This is a genomic window from Paraburkholderia sp. BR13439 (assembly GCF_040948805.1).
In the GTDB taxonomy this organism is placed as follows: domain Bacteria; phylum Pseudomonadota; class Gammaproteobacteria; order Burkholderiales; family Burkholderiaceae; genus Paraburkholderia; species Paraburkholderia youngii.
Window position 1 is genome coordinate 23,659 of sequence record NZ_JBFPKN010000004.1, and the last position, 15,885, is coordinate 39,543.

The window sequence follows — 15,885 nt, forward strand, 5'->3', positions numbered from 1 at the left end:
CGCAAACGCGTTGCGAATCTCCGCAGCGAGGAAGGATTCGTGAGTTAGCGGCTTTTCCGTCTTTGCGATTTTCGCCGTTTTGTACCGATATGAAGCGAGCGCATGTTTTCAACACATGCGCTCGCTTTTCTACTTATCTGCGGCCCCACGAACCGTACCGCTAATTCCCACGCCGCCGCGGATTCAGCCAGACCGTGCCTGCGGGCATTCCGTCTGATACCAGATGTTCACCTGACGCTGCGCGCGCTCGAGACTCGCCGGATAGTCAGGATCGAAGCGTCGTTCAGGGTGGTAGCCTGCTTGCTGCAGCGCTGTCAGTTCGCTCATGCTCCGCTGATGCGTGGCCGGCGCCTTGTTCTTGAGGTCGGTCAGGTCCTGGCATTGCGTTGCACTCAGATGGGTTTGCGCGCCGCCGTTCCCGCCGCCCGCGGCGCAGCCAACGAGCGTGAGCACCAACACGGCAGGGATCGACCGTATCCACGTCGCGATGTTCATGTCGCGCCTCCTTTGGGAAAGGGCCCTTCGCATTTCTGGGCCGACTTGTTCGCTGTCGGCATTTTGAATTATTCGCAACGCCCGCGAAAGTCGCCACCAATCATCGGCCGCGCTTTCGATACGGACATAGACTTTCCCATTGTGAATGCCGATTTGCCCAAGCATCAGTTGACCCGACGTTTTCCCCTCAACGAGGGAGCCGCGCTTCCTCATTCCAAGGAGACATGCGATGCCCCGCACCGCCGTTGAAAAACGCGCCGCTTTCCGCGCGCTGCACTCGTCTGGCTGTTTCGTGCTGCCCAATCCGTGGGACGTGGGCAGCGCCCGTTATCTGCATACGCTCGGCTTCAAGGCGCTCGCCACTACCAGTTCTGGTTTTGCGTGGTCGACCGGACACGCGGATAACACCTTGCCGCGCGAAACGATCCTCGCACACCTGCGGGCGATCGTCGATGCGACCGAGCTGCCGGTCAATGCCGACTTCGAAAACGGCTTTGGCCGCGATCCGGAAGAAGTGGCCGAGAGCGTGGCGCTCGCGGTGGCAACGGGCGTCGCGGGTCTGTCGATCGAGGACTCGACCGGCAACCCCGCCGCGCCGCTGTTTCCGGTCGACGTCGCGGTGCAGCGGCTCAGCGCCGCGCGCCTTGCGATCGATCAGAACGGCGGCGATACGCTGCTGGTCGGCCGCGCGGAGAATTTCTTCGCCGGCAAGGCCGATCTCGACGATGCCATCGCGCGTTTGAAGGCCTATGCGGCGGCGGGCGCGGACTGCCTGTATGCGCCCGGCATCCAGACGCGCGAGCAGATCGAAGCGGTGGTCGCGGCCGTCGCGCCGAAGCCCGTCAATCTGCTGATCGGCTCGACCTCGACGCTGACGTTGCGGGACGTGGCCGCGCTCGGCGTCCGGCGGATCAGCGTCGGGGGCGGGCTCGCGCGCGCGGCGTGGGGTGGCTTCATGCAGGCCGCTCAGGCGCTGGCCGATGGCCGCTTCGACTTCACCGGCGCGGTGGCGGGCAAGCAGCTCAATGAGCTTTTCAATCGCAACGCGTGAAAAACGCCGTGCACGCAGGTGTTCGCGCGCCGCATCGAAGTGATGGGAAAGTGGCGGCGTTTCCGATGAGAAAAGCGCGCGAACGCATGAATCGGCGCACAGAGGCAGCCGTCAAGCCAAATGTTATGATCGGAAACATTGTTCGCCCCGATCAAGCGCATACCTGACCCGCAGCAAGCCTCATGGACACCCATCTCACCAAATCCGCCGACACCGCGTCCTCCGATCTCGGCCGGCGCGTGCGCGCCGCCCGTCAGGCGCAGGATCTGACGCTCGAAACCGCGAGCCGCCTGTGCGGCGTCTCGCGCTCGACGCTGTCGAAAATCGAAAACGGCCTGATGTCCCCCACTTTCGACGTGCTGCAAAAAATCGTGCTGGGCCTGAAGATCGAAATCGGCGAACTGTTCGGCTCGACGCCGAAAGTCAGCGCGAGCGGCCGGCGCGCGCTGACGCGCAAAAACGAAGGCCAGCGCCACGCGTATCGCGGCTATCAGATGGAGTTGCTCGCCACCGATCTCGCGCACAAGGCGATGCTGCCGTTTCGCATCCGCATCTCCGCGCACACGCTCGACGCCTTCGACGACTGGGGCCGCCACGAAGGCGAGGAGTTTCTCTACGTGATCAGCGGCAGCGTGTGCCTCTATTCGGAGCTGTACGCGCCGACACATCTGAACGCGGGCGACAGCCTCTACTTCGACAGCCGCACGGGTCACGCGGCGGTGTCGACCAGCGAGGAAGACGCCGAAGTGTTGTGGATGGCGACCAATGCGGACCTTCCGCATACACCGCCTGCCGCGAACGATTCAGCGAAGAAATAGCGCGCCCTGCACGGCGCGCGCGCACTCAGCGCGCCGCCAGCGCCCGTTGCGCGAGTTGCGCGATATGCAGTGCGTGTCGGCCCGTACCGTGCTCGATCTGCTCGCGACAACTGAAGCCGTTGGTCAGCACGATCGTTTGCGCATTCGCCGCCATCGCGTCGCGCACGGACGGAAATAGCTTGTCCTCGCCGATCTTTTCTGACAACGCGTGATGCTCGACATTGAAGCCGAACGATCCCGCCATCCCGCAGCAGCCGGTATCGAGCAGTTTCCATCTGACGCCGAGCTTGTTCAGCAGCGCCGTATCGCCCTGCATGCCGAATAGCGCCTTCTGATGACAATGGCCATGCACGATCACATCGGCCTCGAGCGTCGGCCACTCGAACGGCTGACGCGCGACGAAATCGGCAAACAGATAGGTTTGCGTGGATAGCTTCTTCGCCAACGCATGATTGGGGAGTTGCTTCAGCAACTCGTCCTTGAACACCGATAGACAGCCAGGCTCCAGACCGACCAGCGGCACGCCGGCGGCGATGTCGTCCGCGAGATCGTCGACGATATACGTGAGCAGTTCGCGCGCGCGTTCGAGCAGACCAAAGTCGTACAGCGGACGTCCGCAGCACAAACGCTTCTTCGGCAGGACGACGCGCCAGCCCAGTTGCGTCAGCACATCAGCTGCGGCCCGCGCGATCTCCGGCGTGAAGTGGTCGTTGAACGTGTCGACCCACAGGATCACTTTCTTTGCGTCGCCGCCGCGCGCATCAATCGCGGATGCTTGCGACGATGCGCTCCGTCTATAAGTCGTAGCGGCAAAGCGCGGCAACGCCCGGGTCTGCGCCACGCCCGCCATCCATTTGCCGAGCGCGGACAAACCGGGCGCCGTCGTCAGAAAGTTGGTCACGCGTGGAAAACGCGCGGCCCACGGCGCCCATTCGCCGATCCGCCCCATGAACAGCGCCTGACGCGGCCGGCGACTGTTTTGATAGTAGTGAGAAAGGAACTCCGCCTTGTACGACGCCATGTCCGTATGCGTCGGGCAATCGGACTTGCAGCCCTTGCATGCGAGGCAGGTATCGAGCGCTTCCTTCACTTCGCGGCTGTTCCAGCCATCGGCGATCACGTCGCCTTGCAGCATTTCCCAGAACAGATGAGCGCGCCCGCGCGTCGAGTACTTTTCCTCGCGCGTGCCGCGATAACTCGGACACATCGTGCCGCCTTCGAGCGAGCGGCATTTGCCCATGCCGATGCAGCGCTCGATCTCACGCTGAAATCCGTCGCCTTCCTGGCTCGCGAACGCGAGCTTCGTATGCAGCGTCACCGGCTTGTACGCGGGACCCGTGCGCAGGTTTTCGTCGGCGCGGTATGCATGCACGACCTTGCCCGGATTCAAACGATTCGCCGGGTCCCAGATCGCCTTGAACTGCTCCATCGCCTGCATCAGTTCGGGGCCGTACATGATCGGCAGAAACTCGGCCTTCGCCTGGCCATCGCCGTGTTCGCCCGACAGCGAGCCGCCGAATTCGACCACCAGTTCCGCCGCTTCGCGCAAGAACCCGCGCCACGTCGCGATACCTTCCGCGCTGCGTAGATCGAACGTGATGCGCGCGTGCACGCAGCCGTCGCCGAAATGGCCGTACAGGCTCGTCTCGTAGCCATAGCGATCGACGAGCGCCTGAAACGCGCGCAGATAATCGCCGAGCCGCAGCGGATCGACCGCGGCATCTTCCCAGCCGACCACCGGATCGGGCTTGTCGCGATCCACCGACAACGCGACCGCCGACGCGCCAGTCTCACGAATCGACCACACCTTCGCCTGCAATGCGCGTTCTTCGACGAGCACCGTCGAGATTTCCGGCCCCGCCGCGCCCGACTGAAAATACGCGGCGGCGTCGCGTGCTTGTTGCAGAACTTCATGCTGCGTATCCGCGCCGAATTCGAGCATGACCCATGCATCGCCTTCGGGCAGCAGTGCGATCTCATCCTTCTTCAGCCCGCGCGCCTGCAGGCCGCGAATGATCGCGCGGTCGAGTCCCTCGACTGCGATCGGCCCGCAGCGCATGAAATGCGGCACGGTGTCCGCCGCCGTATAGATGTCGGGGAAGCCGACCACGACGATCACGCGCCTCGCCGGACTCTTCACGAGTCTCACTTTCGCCTGCAACGTGACCGCGCAGGTGCCTTCGCTGCCAACCAGCGCACGCGCGACGTTGAAGCCGTTTTCCGGCAGCAGTTGATCGAGGTTGAAGCCCGACACGCGCCGCTTGATCTTCGGGAATTTCGCGCGAATCCGTTCCGCGTACGTGTCGCGCAGTTGCTTGAGCGCCGCGTAGATTTCGCCTTGACGACCACCCGCCGCGATGATGCGTTCGAGTTCTTCTTCGGAGGTCGGGCCGACCCAGAAACGCGCGCCGTCGAAGGTCGCGATTTCGAGCGCCTCGATGTTCTCGACGGTCTTGCCGGCCATCACCGAATGCGCGCCGCACGAGTTGTTCGCGATCATGCCGCCTAGCGTGCAGCGGCTATGCGTGGCGGGATCGGGCGCGAACGTGAGGCCGTGCTGTTCGGCGGCATCGCGCAACGAGTCGCACACGACGCCGGGCTCGACGATCGCGACGCCCGCCAGCGGATCGATCGAAACGACGCGATTCAGGTACTTGCTCGCATCGGCGACGACCGCGACGTTTACGCACTGGCCGTTCTGTGAGGTGCCGCCGCCGCGCGGGAGAAACGGCACGTCGTTGCGACGGCATGCGGCGAGCGTCGCGAGCAGATCGTCGATATCGGCCGGTATCACCACACCGAGCGGGACTTGCCGATAGTTCGACGCATCCGACGCGTACAGTGCTTTGGAACCCCGATCGAAGCGCACTTCGCCGCGCACATGCTGGCGCAGATCGCTTTCGAGCGCCTGCAATACCGCGGCGCTGCCCGCGAAAGGCCTTGCGACACGCGGTTCATTCGAAGCGCCGCGCTCGTCGACCCGGCGCTCTTCATCCAATGACAATGACGTCCCCACTGCGCTCCTCTCTGCGATGCCGGCGCTTGCGCCGTCGTATGCGCTCAGGCCGCCTGGCTTGCGGTCATGCGGAAGATGCCCTGTGCGTTGCCCGCGTCGAACCGCAGGTCGGTTTCCCAGCGGCGCGCGTCCTGATCGAAACTGCGCTTGCGCGTGATGAATTCGTAGAACGAGCCCGGCACGTCGCGCGCGACGACACTGCCGTCAGCCGCGCGAAATTCGCGTTGCACGAGATCCGCGCGATACGCGGTCTGGAACACGCGCCCGGAACGCGAATGCTCGACGTCCGGCTTCATTGGCCGACCCTTCGCCTTCTGTTCGTCCGACAGCTTGAACACATCCGCGACGCGATCGGTCGCGTGATTGAACGCGTTACCTTCGGTCGCGATCCACGCCATCTCCGCCGACTCCTTCAACAATACTTCGTAGTCGGCCTCGCGTGGCATCTCGTGCTGACGCGCGAACGCACCGACTATTACCGGTAGCAACTCTTGCGCCGCATCGATCGGCAGCACGCCGTCGCGTTCGAGTTCCCACAACAGGCCACTAGCGCGCGGCGTCAACGGATCGCGCGATGCACCGATCACGTTCGTCACCGCCTGCTGGAACGCCGCGGAAAAACGCTCCGGGTGCAGTTCGCTGACGAAGAACTGCGCGATCTCGTCGGGCGCGTCGTCATGCGCCCATGCGCGGCCGGTCATGCCGAGCCGATCGAGTGGATAACGGCCGTTGATCCGAAAGCCGAGCGGCCGCAGGATGCGCGCGAACGCGGCCTCGCCGGGCGGCAGCGCGCCGCTGTGCGGCCAGCGCACGGTGCGCAGCGCGCCATGATCGAAGTACACGCTGCCGCCGGCGGCGACGGCTTCCTCCGTATAGCGGCGGCCGTTTTCCGAGCGCGCGAGCAGATCGTCGAACAGCGCCATGTTCATCGCCTGTGCGAGTTCGGCACGCGTGACGCTGCCGCTTTCCCACTCGTTCAACACATGCGGATGATTCAGCGTCGCAAACAGGCGCGCGGTCTTCTCCGCGCCCAGCAGCTTCACCAGCAGTTGTTCGACGTTCGCATTCTTCAGGTTTCGCATTCGGCTTCTCCACGCTAAACGTTGAGCGCCCGCACGAGCGCCACATGACGGGCGAGATTATTCAAAATCCGCTCCGCCCCCGTAAAGCGAGATAAAATCGCCACTTGATGCGTTTTTGGAATTAACGTGCGAAAGTTCAAGATTCCCAACATGGGCGCGCTGCTCGCGTTCGAAGCCGCGGCGCGGCACGAGAGCTTCACGCATGCGGCGCGCGAACTGTTCCTCACCGAAAGCGCGGTGTCGCGACAGATCAATACGCTCGAAAGCAATCTAGGCGTGCGGCTGTTCGTGCGCGTCAAGCAACGCGTGGTGCTGACGCGCGCGGGCAAGGTCTACAGCGCGCAGGTGCGACGCTCGCTCGAACACCTCGATCGCGACACGCTGTCGATCATCGCGCACGGCAGCGGCGGCGGCTATCTGGAACTCGCGGTATTGCCGACGTTCGCATCGCAATGGCTGATTCCGCGCATGGCGAGATTCAATGAACAATACCCGGACGTGCGCGTGAACATGGGCGTGCGTACCGCGACGTTCCCGTTCGCCGACACGCATTTCGAAGCGGCGATTCACTACGGCAAGCCGACGTGGCCGGGTACGTCGGCCGATTTTCTGTTCAGCGAGGAAGTGGTGCCGATCTGCGCGGCGAGTCTGCTGAAGCGGCCGGTCCGTAACGTCGCCGAACTACTCAGCTATCCGCTGCTTCATTCGACGACGCGACCCGATGGCTGGGCGAGCTGGTTCGCAAATTTCGGCGTCGACGACAATCGCACGATGCAGGGCGTGCGCTACGAACTGCACACGATGCTGATCAGCGCGGCCGCGGCCGGACTCGGCATTGCACTGGTACCGCGCTTCTTCGTCGACACGCAGTTGCAGCAGTTCGGTCTCGTGATTCCGTTCGACGGACCCGCCGTTGCCGACGCCGCGTACTACCTCGTGTACCCAACCGAGTTGAGCCACGGCAAACCGCTTGCGAATTTCCGCGAGTGGCTGCTGCGCGAAGCGGCCGCGTACGGCGCGATTTATCCGGAGTTGGCGGAGCGGCCCGAGGGAGCGTGAGGAAACGCCAGTCGCATGTGTGATTGGATCAATCACACATGCGACCGTGTGAGACTCAGTTGGAGGCGCGCGCCTGCGCCAATGCGGCCAAATTGCCTTCGCCGAAGCCATGATGTCCCTGGCGTTGCACGATCTCGAAGAAGATCTCGCCGGCGCGACGGCGTACGAAGGTCTGGAAAAACAGCAGCGGCACGCCGTCCGCGCCGATCTCACCGTCCACGAGCACATGCGTGCGCCGCAGCCGCTCGACATCGAGCCCGTGGCCCGGCAAGCGTGCATCGAGCTGCTCGTAGTAGCGCGGCGGCGGCTCGACGAATTCGACGCCGTTCGCGAGCAGACGCTCGACGCACGCGAAGATGTCGTCAGTGGCGAGTGCAATGTGCTGCACGCCTTCGCCCGGATGATCGGGCAGATACTCGTGCATCAGGTTGGTCCGGCGCGTGCCCTCCTCGTACAGCGGTATGCGGATCGCGCCGCACGGCGACACCATCACGCGCGATTCCGCCGACACGTGCCAATTCGCGTGCAACTCGTGAATCTCGCGGAAATTCAGCAGGTCGCGATAGAAGTCGATCCACTCCTGCATGCGGCCTTCCCCAACGGTTTGCGTCAAATGATCGACCGCGATCAGGCCGCTGCCCGCGTGACTCAGATCGGCTTCGGCCGTGTCGATTTCGATGGGGCGGAAGTCGATGTCGAAGATCGAGATATCGCCAAGGCCGCCGCGCTGACCGCCGCGTCCGCGCCAGCGATCGACGAAATAGATGTGGGAATCGCCGATACCTTGAATCGCCGGAATCAGCAGTTCGCCGGCCCCGAGGCGTTCGCCCTCGAACTCCCACGCGCCGAGTTCCACCGCGCGTGCGAACGCGCGCTGCGCGTCGGCGACCCGAATCCCGATCGCGCAGATGCCGACCCCGTATTCCTCCGCGTAGCGCGCCGCGAACGAATCGGGCTCCGCGTTGACCAGGAAATTCATCTCGCCCTGACGGTACAGCGTCACGTCCTTGCTGATATGACGCGCGATCGCCTTGAAGCCGAGCCGCTTGAAGGTCTCGCCGAGCGCCTGCGGATCGCGGGCGGCGAACTCGACGAATTCGAGGCCGGCCGTGCCGAGCGGATTGTGCTCCGGCGCGATCACGGCGCGCTGCGCGGCCTCGGGAGTGGGCAAGTCGCTGGGCATGGCAATCTCCTTGTACGGTCTTTCGATGCGGTGGCCGGTCTTTCCGGGGTTCGGCGCGAACCGTTCCGGCCGCTCGCGATGGGCTGCGTGACGCGTGCCCGCTCGTGGCGTGCACGCGGCGTGCCGCGGAAAAAAACGGACCGCGGCGGCTTTCGCACCGTGTTTTTACACCGGGTCGCGGGGCATTCGCAACCGTCATTTTGTACTGGTTGGTTCATACGGAGAACGGCATGCCGATGGGCGCTCGGGGGCATGCGTGCGGCAGGCCGCCGGATCACTCGAGCGGCGCGTCGCCCGGGCCGCTTTTGCGCACCGTTTTGCCGGCGGTTTTACCGGTGCTTTTGCCCGCATCCTTGCCCGACACCGCCGCCATTCTGCCCCGCGCGACCTCGCGCACCGCCTCGATAAACGCGCGCCCCACCGCCGACGGCTGCGTATCCGAGCGACGGATCAGCCCCACCGGCTCGCCGGTGCCCGCAAACGGCAACGGCAAGCGCACCAGCATGCCGTGCGCGAGTTCGTATTCGACCGCGCTTTGCGGCACGAACCACACCGCGCCGTTTTCGAGCGTGAGCGCACGCCCCGTCGATACCGACAACACCTCGACGAACCCTGACAACGGCGCCACGCCCCACGCGCTCAGCAGGCTTTCCGTCGACTGGCGGATCAGCGTGCCGAACGGCGGCAGCACGATCGGAAAATCCTCCAGCGACGTGGCCGGCAAGGCCGTTCCCTGCGCGAGCGGATGCCCGGCGCGCACGACCGCGATCAGCGGCTCGGTAAACAACTGCTCGAAGCTCAGGCCGACCATCCGCTCGGGGTCCGCAAGGCGGCCGATCGCGAATTCGATCGAACCCGCTTTCAGGCGTTCGAGCAATTCCGGATTTGCGCCGGTCGCGAGGCGCACGATCACGCGTGGCCACTGCGTCGCGAACTGTCTCAGCACGGGCGGAACCAGCACCGCGGCGACAGTGGGCAGCACGCCGACTTCGAGCGTCGCGGCGGCCGCGCCCTCGGCGCGCGCCAGCAGATCGACGCCCTGGCGCAGCGCGCTCACGCAGGCGCTTGCGTGCGGCATGAAAAGCTGCCCCTCGCGCGTCGGCACCGCGCCGTGACGGCCGCGCTCGAACAGCTTCACGCCGAGAATGGTTTCCAACTCGGCGACCGTCTTCGATACCGCCGGCTGCGTGATCGACAGACTGTCCGCCGCCCGCTGGACGCTGCCGAACTGCGCGACGGCCAGAAAGCACTGGAGATGGCGAAATTTGACGCGGCTATCCGCGAGACTGCGTTGCATAACGGAAGGTTATACGAAACGGGCAAAAACGTCATTTTTCATAACCGCCTGCTTTGTATAAAGTGCGAGTCATAACGCCGCATCCCCCGATTCCTCCAACGGAGACACTTCATGGAAGATTCAATTCTTTCCCCGCGAGATTTCGCGTCCCATCCCGAGTACGTCTATCCGCCGTACGGTTCGTCGGTCAAGCGCGGCCCGACCCGTGCGCTGATTCCGCTGAAAGAACGTCTGCGCGACCAGCGCGTGCCGGTCTACGGCAGCGACGACCTCGATCCGCTCGACAACGACCTGACCCGCAACGCGGTGCGCAATGGCGAACCGCTCGGCGAGCGCATCATCGTGACGGGCCGCGTGCTCGACGAAGGCGGCCGTCCGGTGCGCAACACGCTCGTGGAAATCTGGCAGGCGAACGCCGCCGGCCGCTATGTGCACAAGGCCGACCAGCACGACGCGCCGCTCGATCCGAACTTCCTCGGCGCGGGCCGCTGCATCACTGACAACGATGGCCGTTACCGCTTCCTGACCATCAAGCCGGGCGCGTATCCGTGGGGCAACCATCCGAACGCATGGCGTCCGCAGCACATCCACTTCTCGCTGTTCGGCGACCACTTCGGCTCGCGTCTCGTCACGCAGATGTACTTCCCCGGCGATCCGCTGCTCGCGTTCGACCCGATCTACCAGGGCACTCCGGAAAACGCCCGTGAGCGCATGATCTCGAAGTTCTCGCTCGACATTACGCAAGAGGCCTATGCGCTCGGCTACGATTTCGACATCGTGCTGCGCGGCCCGAACGAAACCCCGATGGAGCGCTAAGCCATGACGACTCTCAAGCAAACGCCTTCGCAAACCGTTGGTCCGTACTTCGCCTACGGTCTTTGCCCGCAGCAATACGACTTCGACTACAAGAGCCTGTTCACGCACGTGCTGGCCGACATGGAAGCGGCCGGCGAGCACATCACGATCGTCGGTCAGGTGTTCGACGGCGACGGCAAGGTGGTTGGCGACGCGATGATCGAAATGTCGCAGGTCGACTCGAACGGCCACTATCCGGAATCGCGCGAGGACATCCTGAAGACCGGCTTTCACGGCTTTGCGCGCGTCGGTACCGGTACGGACCCGCACAAGCGCTTCATCGTCGAGACGGTGAAGCCGGGCCGCGCGAATCCCGACGAAGCGCCGCACATCGACGTGATCCTGACGATGCGCGGCATGCTGCTGCACACGTTCACGCGCATTTATTTCGAGGACGAAGCGCAGGCGAACGAGCAGGACGCCGTGCTGGCGTCGGTGCCGGCCGAGCGCCGTGACACGCTGATCGCGCGACGCGTTGCCGGTACGGCCAACGTGTACCGCTTCGACATCCACATGCAGGGCGATCAGGAAACCGTGTTTTTCGACCTGTGATGCGCGATTCGTCGCGAAGCTCCGAGCAGTAAAAATCGAGCCCGCCTTGTGCGGGCTTTTTTTCGCGCGGACGTTTCGCGGTGCACCTGCGCGCGTTAGCAGCGGAAGTGATCGATGCTTTGTCCGGCGTGAATCGCGCGCGCGAGCCACGCCGGTTTATCGCCCTGACCGTCCCACGTGTTGCCGAACGCGTCGCGGTACAGCACCGCGGCCACGGCGTTCGCATCGGCTTCGAGCGATTCGGCCAGCGCTTCGAGGGTGATGTTGTGGTCGTCCATGCGTCGGCGAATCCACGCAATCATGCGCTCCCGCAGGTTCTCGTCGCGTTCGAACAGTCGTTGTTGTCCTTCTCGTTCTTTCATAACGTATTGGTGTCGCAGCTCTTGCTGGCATTAGACAAACTGGCAACTCGCATAACAACGCGAGGCTCGTGCTTAATTCAACTTTGAACGAAAGCAATTCGACGAATTCAAGCGATCCTTGCAAATGCGTAAAAACCCGCATTTGCAACTGATGCCTGTCAGATTCTGAATTAAAGCGCTGGGATCAAGCGAATCGGCTACTCGAAGAATAGAAGGCGCTCGAATTGCGCCCGTGTTTCGCTTCGTGCGTCGCCTCGTCGTGGCGAGGGAACTTCAGCGTATCGAAAGCGATTCTAGCATTCGATGTATTTTGGCCGCAGCAAAGAAGTTTTTCTAATTGTACTAATTGCGGGACTCCCGAGTTTTCGGTAATCGTGGCTTCCACCACCCGATTGGCGGACAATGCGAAACCCGGGATTCGCCAGAACATCTGGCATCGGCCCGATCTCAGGAGACACGACCATGCCCGCCTCGACCGCCATCCTCACGATCCTCGCCGCGCTGCTATTGGGCGCGATGAGTCCGGGACCCAGCTTCGTCATCGTCGCGCGCAACGCGATCGGCCTGTCGCGCGGCGACGGTCTCGCGACGGCGCTCGGCATGGGCATCGGCGGTGTGTTTTTTAGCGGCATCGCGCTGCTCGGTCTCTATACGCTGCTCGCGACGGTCGAATGGCTCTACGTCGGGCTGAAAGTGGCCGGCGGCGTCTACCTCGTTTATCTGGCGTCGAAAATCTGGCGCGGCGCCGCGAAGCCGCTCGCGTTCGGCGAAACGCAAACCGGCAGCGGCGTCAATCCGCGCAAGTCGTTCTGGATCGGCCTGAGCACGCAGCTGAGCAATCCGAAGACGGCCGTCTATTACGGCAGTATCTTCGCCGCGCTGCTGCCGCAGCATCCGCCGGTGTGGTGCTATTTCGCGCTGCCGCCGGCGATCTTCGCGATCGAAGCGGGCTGGTACACGATCGTCGCACTGTGCTTTTCGAGCCAACGGCCGCGCGAAATCTATCTTCGCTGGAAGGCGTGGATCGATCGCATCGCCGCGGGCGCGGTGACCGCTCTGGGTCTGCGGCTGATTCTGAATGCGCACAAGGTTGGGATTTGACGCCAACATGAAGCGGCGCGCGCCGGCGTGACTCGCTGCGCGCCGCCCTGAAACAGCGTTAATCGCGGCGCGTTACGCTTTTCCCTCCGCCTTGATCCGCGCGCGCAACTCGAACTTCTGGATCTTCCCCGTCGAGGTCTTCGGCAACTCGCCAAAGCGCACCGCCTTCGGCAACTTGAAGCCGGCCAAAAACAGCCGGCAGTGCGCGATGATTTCCTCCTCGGTCGCCTGCGCGCCTTCCTTCAACTCGATGAACGCGCACGGCACCTCGCCCCACTTCGGATCGGCCATCGCGACCACCGCCGCCACCGACACGGCCGGATGCCGGTACAGCGTGTCCTCGACCTCGATGCTCGAAATGTTCTCGCCGCCCGAAATGATGATGTCCTTGCTGCGGTCGCGGATGCGGATATAGCCGTCGGCCGTGCGCACGCCGAGATCGCCGGTGTGGAACCAGCCGCCATTGAAAGCGGCTTCGGTCGCCCGCTCGTTCTTCAGATAGCCCTTCATGCAGATGTTGCCGCGAAACATGATCTCGCCGATCGTTTCGCCGTCGTCCGGCACCGGCGCGAGCGTGTCCGCATCGAGCACCGCGACCGCCGCCTGCAGGTGATACCGCACGCCCTGGCGGGCGGTCAGGTCGGCGCTGATTTGCTCGTCGAGCGCGTCCCACTCCTGCTGCTTCGCGCAGACGGCCGCCGGGCCATAGGTTTCTGTGAGCCCGTACACGTGCGTCAGGTCGAATCCGATCTGCTTCATCTTCGCGATCACCGCGGGCGGCGGCGCGGCGCCCGCGACCATCGTCGACACGCGATGCGTGATGCCCTCGCGCCATTCGGCCGGCGCGTTCGCGAGCGAACTCTGTACGATCGGCGCTCCGCAGTAGTGCGTGATGTGCTCGCGTCGAATCAGCTCGAACACGGTCTTCGCGTCGAACTTGCGCAGACAGACGTTGACGCCCGCGCGCGCGGCCACGGTCCACGGAAAGCACCAGCCGTTGCAGTGGAACATCGGCAGTGTCCACAGATAGACCGCGTGCTTCGGCATATCCCATTCGAGAATGTTGCTCAGCGCGTTCAGATACGCGCCACGGTGATGGTAGACCACGCCCTTCGGGTCACCGGTCGTGCCCGACGTGTAGTTCAGCGCGATCGCGTCCCATTCGTCGGTGGGCGGAGTCCACTCGTAGGACGGGTCGCCGGTTTGCAGGAACTGCTCGTAGTCGGTCGCGCGGATGAACTGCGCGGCGTCGGCGGCCTGCGCATCGGCCACGCTGATCACGCGCAGTTCCGGGAATTCGAGCGCAGCGCGATGCGCGAACTCGCCGTATTCGGTATCGACGATCAACGCCTTCGCCTCCCCGTGGCGCAGCATGAACAGCAGCGTCGCGACGTCGAGCCGCGTGTTCAGCGTGTTCAGCACGGCGCCGGCCATGGGCACGCCGAAGTGCGCCTCGACCATCGGCGGAATGTTCGGCAGCAGCGCGGCGACCGTATCGCCGCGGCCGATACCGGCCTCGTGCAGCGCGCTCGCGAGCCGCCGCGCGCGCTCATACGTCTCGCGCCAGTTACGGCGGATCTCCCCGTGGACGATCGCGAGCCGCTCGCCATACACTTGCGCTGCGCGCACGAGGAAATCGATCGGCGTCAACGGGACATAATTGGCCTCGCGCCGCCCGAGGCCTTCGTCGAACATGTGCTGTGTCATTGCTTCGTCTCCTGAGGCGCGAGCCGCGCCGCCGATTGTTGTGATCGCTTTCTATAAATAACCAGGGCCTAGCCTAGCAATTGTCGTCATGAACTGTCTGTCATTCAAATGACAGAGTGGCGCCGCTAGCGCCCCGCCTTGACCTGGCTCAGCCGGAACCGCTCCCAGGACGCTTATCTCCAATGACCGTCGCTCCTTTCACCGACCGCGCCGACTCCCGCCCGCCCCAACGCGTCGCGCCCGCCGACCTCGCGCGGCTGTTCGCCACCTGCGCCTGGTTTCGCGCGCTCGCCGCCGAGCATCAGGCGATAGTGCTCGCCAGCGCGCACGCCGAGCACTTTGAAGGCGGCGCGTGGATCGCGCGTCGCCAGCAACCGTCCGACTATTGGATCGGCGTGCATTCGGGGCTCATCAAGCTCGCTATCTACAACGCGTCGGGCCGCAGTTGCACGCTGTCGGGGGTGCCGCCGGGCGGCTGGTTCGGCGAAGGCAGCGTGATCAAGCGCGAGTTGCGCAAGTACGACGTGGCCGCGATCCAGCCGTCGCTCGTGATGTTCGTGCCGTCCGCGACCTTCCATGCGCTGCTCGAATCGAGCCTGCCGTTCACGGGTTTCGTGATCCGGCAGTTGAACAACCGGATGGGGGAATTCATCGCATCGATCCAGAACAGCCGGCTGCTCGATGTGGACGCACGCGTCGCGCAATCGCTCGCGCAGCTGTTCAACCCGGATCTGTATCCGGACACGGGCCACACACTGGCGATTTCGCAGGAAGAGGTCGGTTTGCTCGCGGGGGTGTCGCGGCAGCGCATCAATCAGGCGCTGCAGAACCTCGAGAAGCTGCGGATTTTGGGTCTGTCATATAACCAGATCGAGGTGCTCGATCTCGAGCGGCTAGAGGCGTACGGACGAGAGCAGATCTAGCGGCGCGGCGGGCGCGCGCTAGCCGGCGCGCACGCCGCCCTTGCGTGTCGCGCGCGTTTCGAGAGCGGCGTCGGTCTTGAACAGCGCGAGCATGATCGCGCTCAACACGCCCGATTTTTTCCAGCGCAGATAGTAGCGATGCGCGGTCTGGTACGGCACGTAGTGCCCGGGCATCGCGCTCCACGGTGCGCGCGTGTGCAGCACCCACATCACGCTATTGAGCACGTGGCGAATATCGATCGGCGGACGACCACGCCGCGGGACGTCGTGATGCAGGATTTCGGGGAATAGCGGCGCGATCTGCTGCCATTGCTCGTCGGTCAACTCCTGAACGACCGGCCTCGTCCCGATGGATTCGGAAGATGGGCTATTCATGCGTGAAAG

Annotated in this window: 15 protein-coding genes; 7 read left to right on the forward strand and 8 right to left on the reverse strand. The window is 64.0% G+C overall.

The window, feature by feature from the left end:
* Positions 1-183: 183 nt before the first annotated feature.
* Entirely contained in the window at positions 184-495 is a 312-nt protein-coding gene (locus AB3X96_RS09410) for a hypothetical protein (RefSeq protein ID WP_368589509.1), read from the reverse strand.
* A gap of 229 nt (positions 496-724) precedes the next feature.
* Here AB3X96_RS09410 and AB3X96_RS09415 point away from each other — a divergent pair, with 229 nt between their 5' ends.
* Together AB3X96_RS09415 and AB3X96_RS09420 are read left to right on the forward strand one after the other, a co-directional pair.
* The gene (locus AB3X96_RS09415) at positions 725-1,546 is read left to right on the forward strand and encodes an oxaloacetate decarboxylase (protein ID WP_368589510.1); all 822 of its coding nucleotides are present in this window, start codon (positions 725-727) and stop codon (positions 1,544-1,546) included.
* Between the two features lie 182 nt (positions 1,547-1,728).
* On the forward strand, positions 1,729-2,364 hold the full coding sequence (locus AB3X96_RS09420) for a helix-turn-helix domain-containing protein (protein ID WP_176107248.1): 636 nt from the start codon (positions 1,729-1,731) through the stop codon (positions 2,362-2,364).
* A 25-nt stretch (positions 2,365-2,389) separates the two neighbouring features.
* Here AB3X96_RS09420 and AB3X96_RS09425 read toward each other — a convergent pair whose 3' ends face one another.
* Entirely contained in the window at positions 2,390-5,362 is a 2,973-nt protein-coding gene (locus AB3X96_RS09425) for an FAD-binding and (Fe-S)-binding domain-containing protein (protein ID WP_368589807.1), read from the reverse strand.
* A gap of 62 nt (positions 5,363-5,424) precedes the next feature.
* Entirely contained in the window at positions 5,425-6,462 is a 1,038-nt protein-coding gene (locus AB3X96_RS09430) for a DUF1338 domain-containing protein (protein WP_368589511.1), read from the reverse strand.
* A 126-nt stretch (positions 6,463-6,588) separates the two neighbouring features.
* Here AB3X96_RS09430 and AB3X96_RS09435 point away from each other — a divergent pair, with 126 nt between their 5' ends.
* Positions 6,589-7,521, forward strand: a complete 933-nt coding sequence (locus AB3X96_RS09435) for a LysR substrate-binding domain-containing protein (protein WP_368589512.1) — start codon at positions 6,589-6,591, stop codon at positions 7,519-7,521.
* A gap of 55 nt (positions 7,522-7,576) precedes the next feature.
* On the opposite strand, the gene AB3X96_RS09440 is transcribed toward AB3X96_RS09435, so the two are convergent.
* A complete protein-coding gene (locus tag AB3X96_RS09440) occupies positions 7,577-8,704 on the reverse strand; it encodes a 4-hydroxyphenylpyruvate dioxygenase family protein (RefSeq protein ID WP_368589513.1) in 1,128 nt (375 codons plus the stop codon).
* Between the two features lie 274 nt (positions 8,705-8,978).
* Positions 8,979-10,001, reverse strand: coding sequence for a pca operon transcription factor PcaQ (gene pcaQ, locus AB3X96_RS09445; RefSeq protein ID WP_368589514.1), 1,023 nt, complete (start codon positions 9,999-10,001; stop codon positions 8,979-8,981).
* A 111-nt stretch (positions 10,002-10,112) separates the two neighbouring features.
* Between pcaQ and pcaH the strand changes: the two genes are divergently transcribed.
* Together pcaH and pcaG are read left to right on the forward strand one after the other, a co-directional pair.
* The gene (gene pcaH, locus AB3X96_RS09450) at positions 10,113-10,817 is read left to right on the forward strand and encodes a protocatechuate 3,4-dioxygenase subunit beta (protein ID WP_368589515.1); all 705 of its coding nucleotides are present in this window, start codon (positions 10,113-10,115) and stop codon (positions 10,815-10,817) included.
* Between the two features lie 3 nt (positions 10,818-10,820).
* Positions 10,821-11,408 carry a protocatechuate 3,4-dioxygenase subunit alpha gene (gene pcaG / locus AB3X96_RS09455; protein WP_176107242.1) on the forward strand — a complete coding sequence of 196 codons (588 nt, stop codon included), beginning with the start codon at positions 10,821-10,823 and terminating at the stop codon, positions 11,406-11,408.
* 95 nt (positions 11,409-11,503) lie between these two features.
* Here the strand turns inward: pcaG and AB3X96_RS09460 are convergent, their stop codons facing one another.
* Positions 11,504-11,770, reverse strand: coding sequence for an H-NS family nucleoid-associated regulatory protein (locus AB3X96_RS09460; protein ID WP_176107241.1), 267 nt, complete (start codon positions 11,768-11,770; stop codon positions 11,504-11,506).
* 462 nt (positions 11,771-12,232) lie between these two features.
* On the opposite strand from AB3X96_RS09460, the gene AB3X96_RS09465 reads away from it, so the two are divergent.
* Positions 12,233-12,871 (forward strand): LysE family translocator, encoded by a 639-nt coding sequence (locus AB3X96_RS09465; protein ID WP_368589516.1) that lies wholly within the window; start codon positions 12,233-12,235, stop codon positions 12,869-12,871.
* A gap of 72 nt (positions 12,872-12,943) precedes the next feature.
* Here AB3X96_RS09465 and AB3X96_RS09470 read toward each other — a convergent pair whose 3' ends face one another.
* Entirely contained in the window at positions 12,944-14,578 is a 1,635-nt protein-coding gene (locus AB3X96_RS09470) for an acyl-CoA synthetase (RefSeq protein WP_368589517.1), read from the reverse strand.
* Between the two features lie 182 nt (positions 14,579-14,760).
* Here AB3X96_RS09470 and AB3X96_RS09475 point away from each other — a divergent pair, with 182 nt between their 5' ends.
* Entirely contained in the window at positions 14,761-15,501 is a 741-nt protein-coding gene (locus AB3X96_RS09475) for a Crp/Fnr family transcriptional regulator (RefSeq protein WP_176123241.1), read from the forward strand.
* An 18-nt stretch (positions 15,502-15,519) separates the two neighbouring features.
* Here AB3X96_RS09475 and AB3X96_RS09480 read toward each other — a convergent pair whose 3' ends face one another.
* Complete coding sequence (locus AB3X96_RS09480; protein ID WP_368589518.1) at positions 15,520-15,876, reverse strand: transposase; 357 nt, start codon at positions 15,874-15,876, stop codon at positions 15,520-15,522.
* Positions 15,877-15,885: the final 9 nt, after the last annotated feature.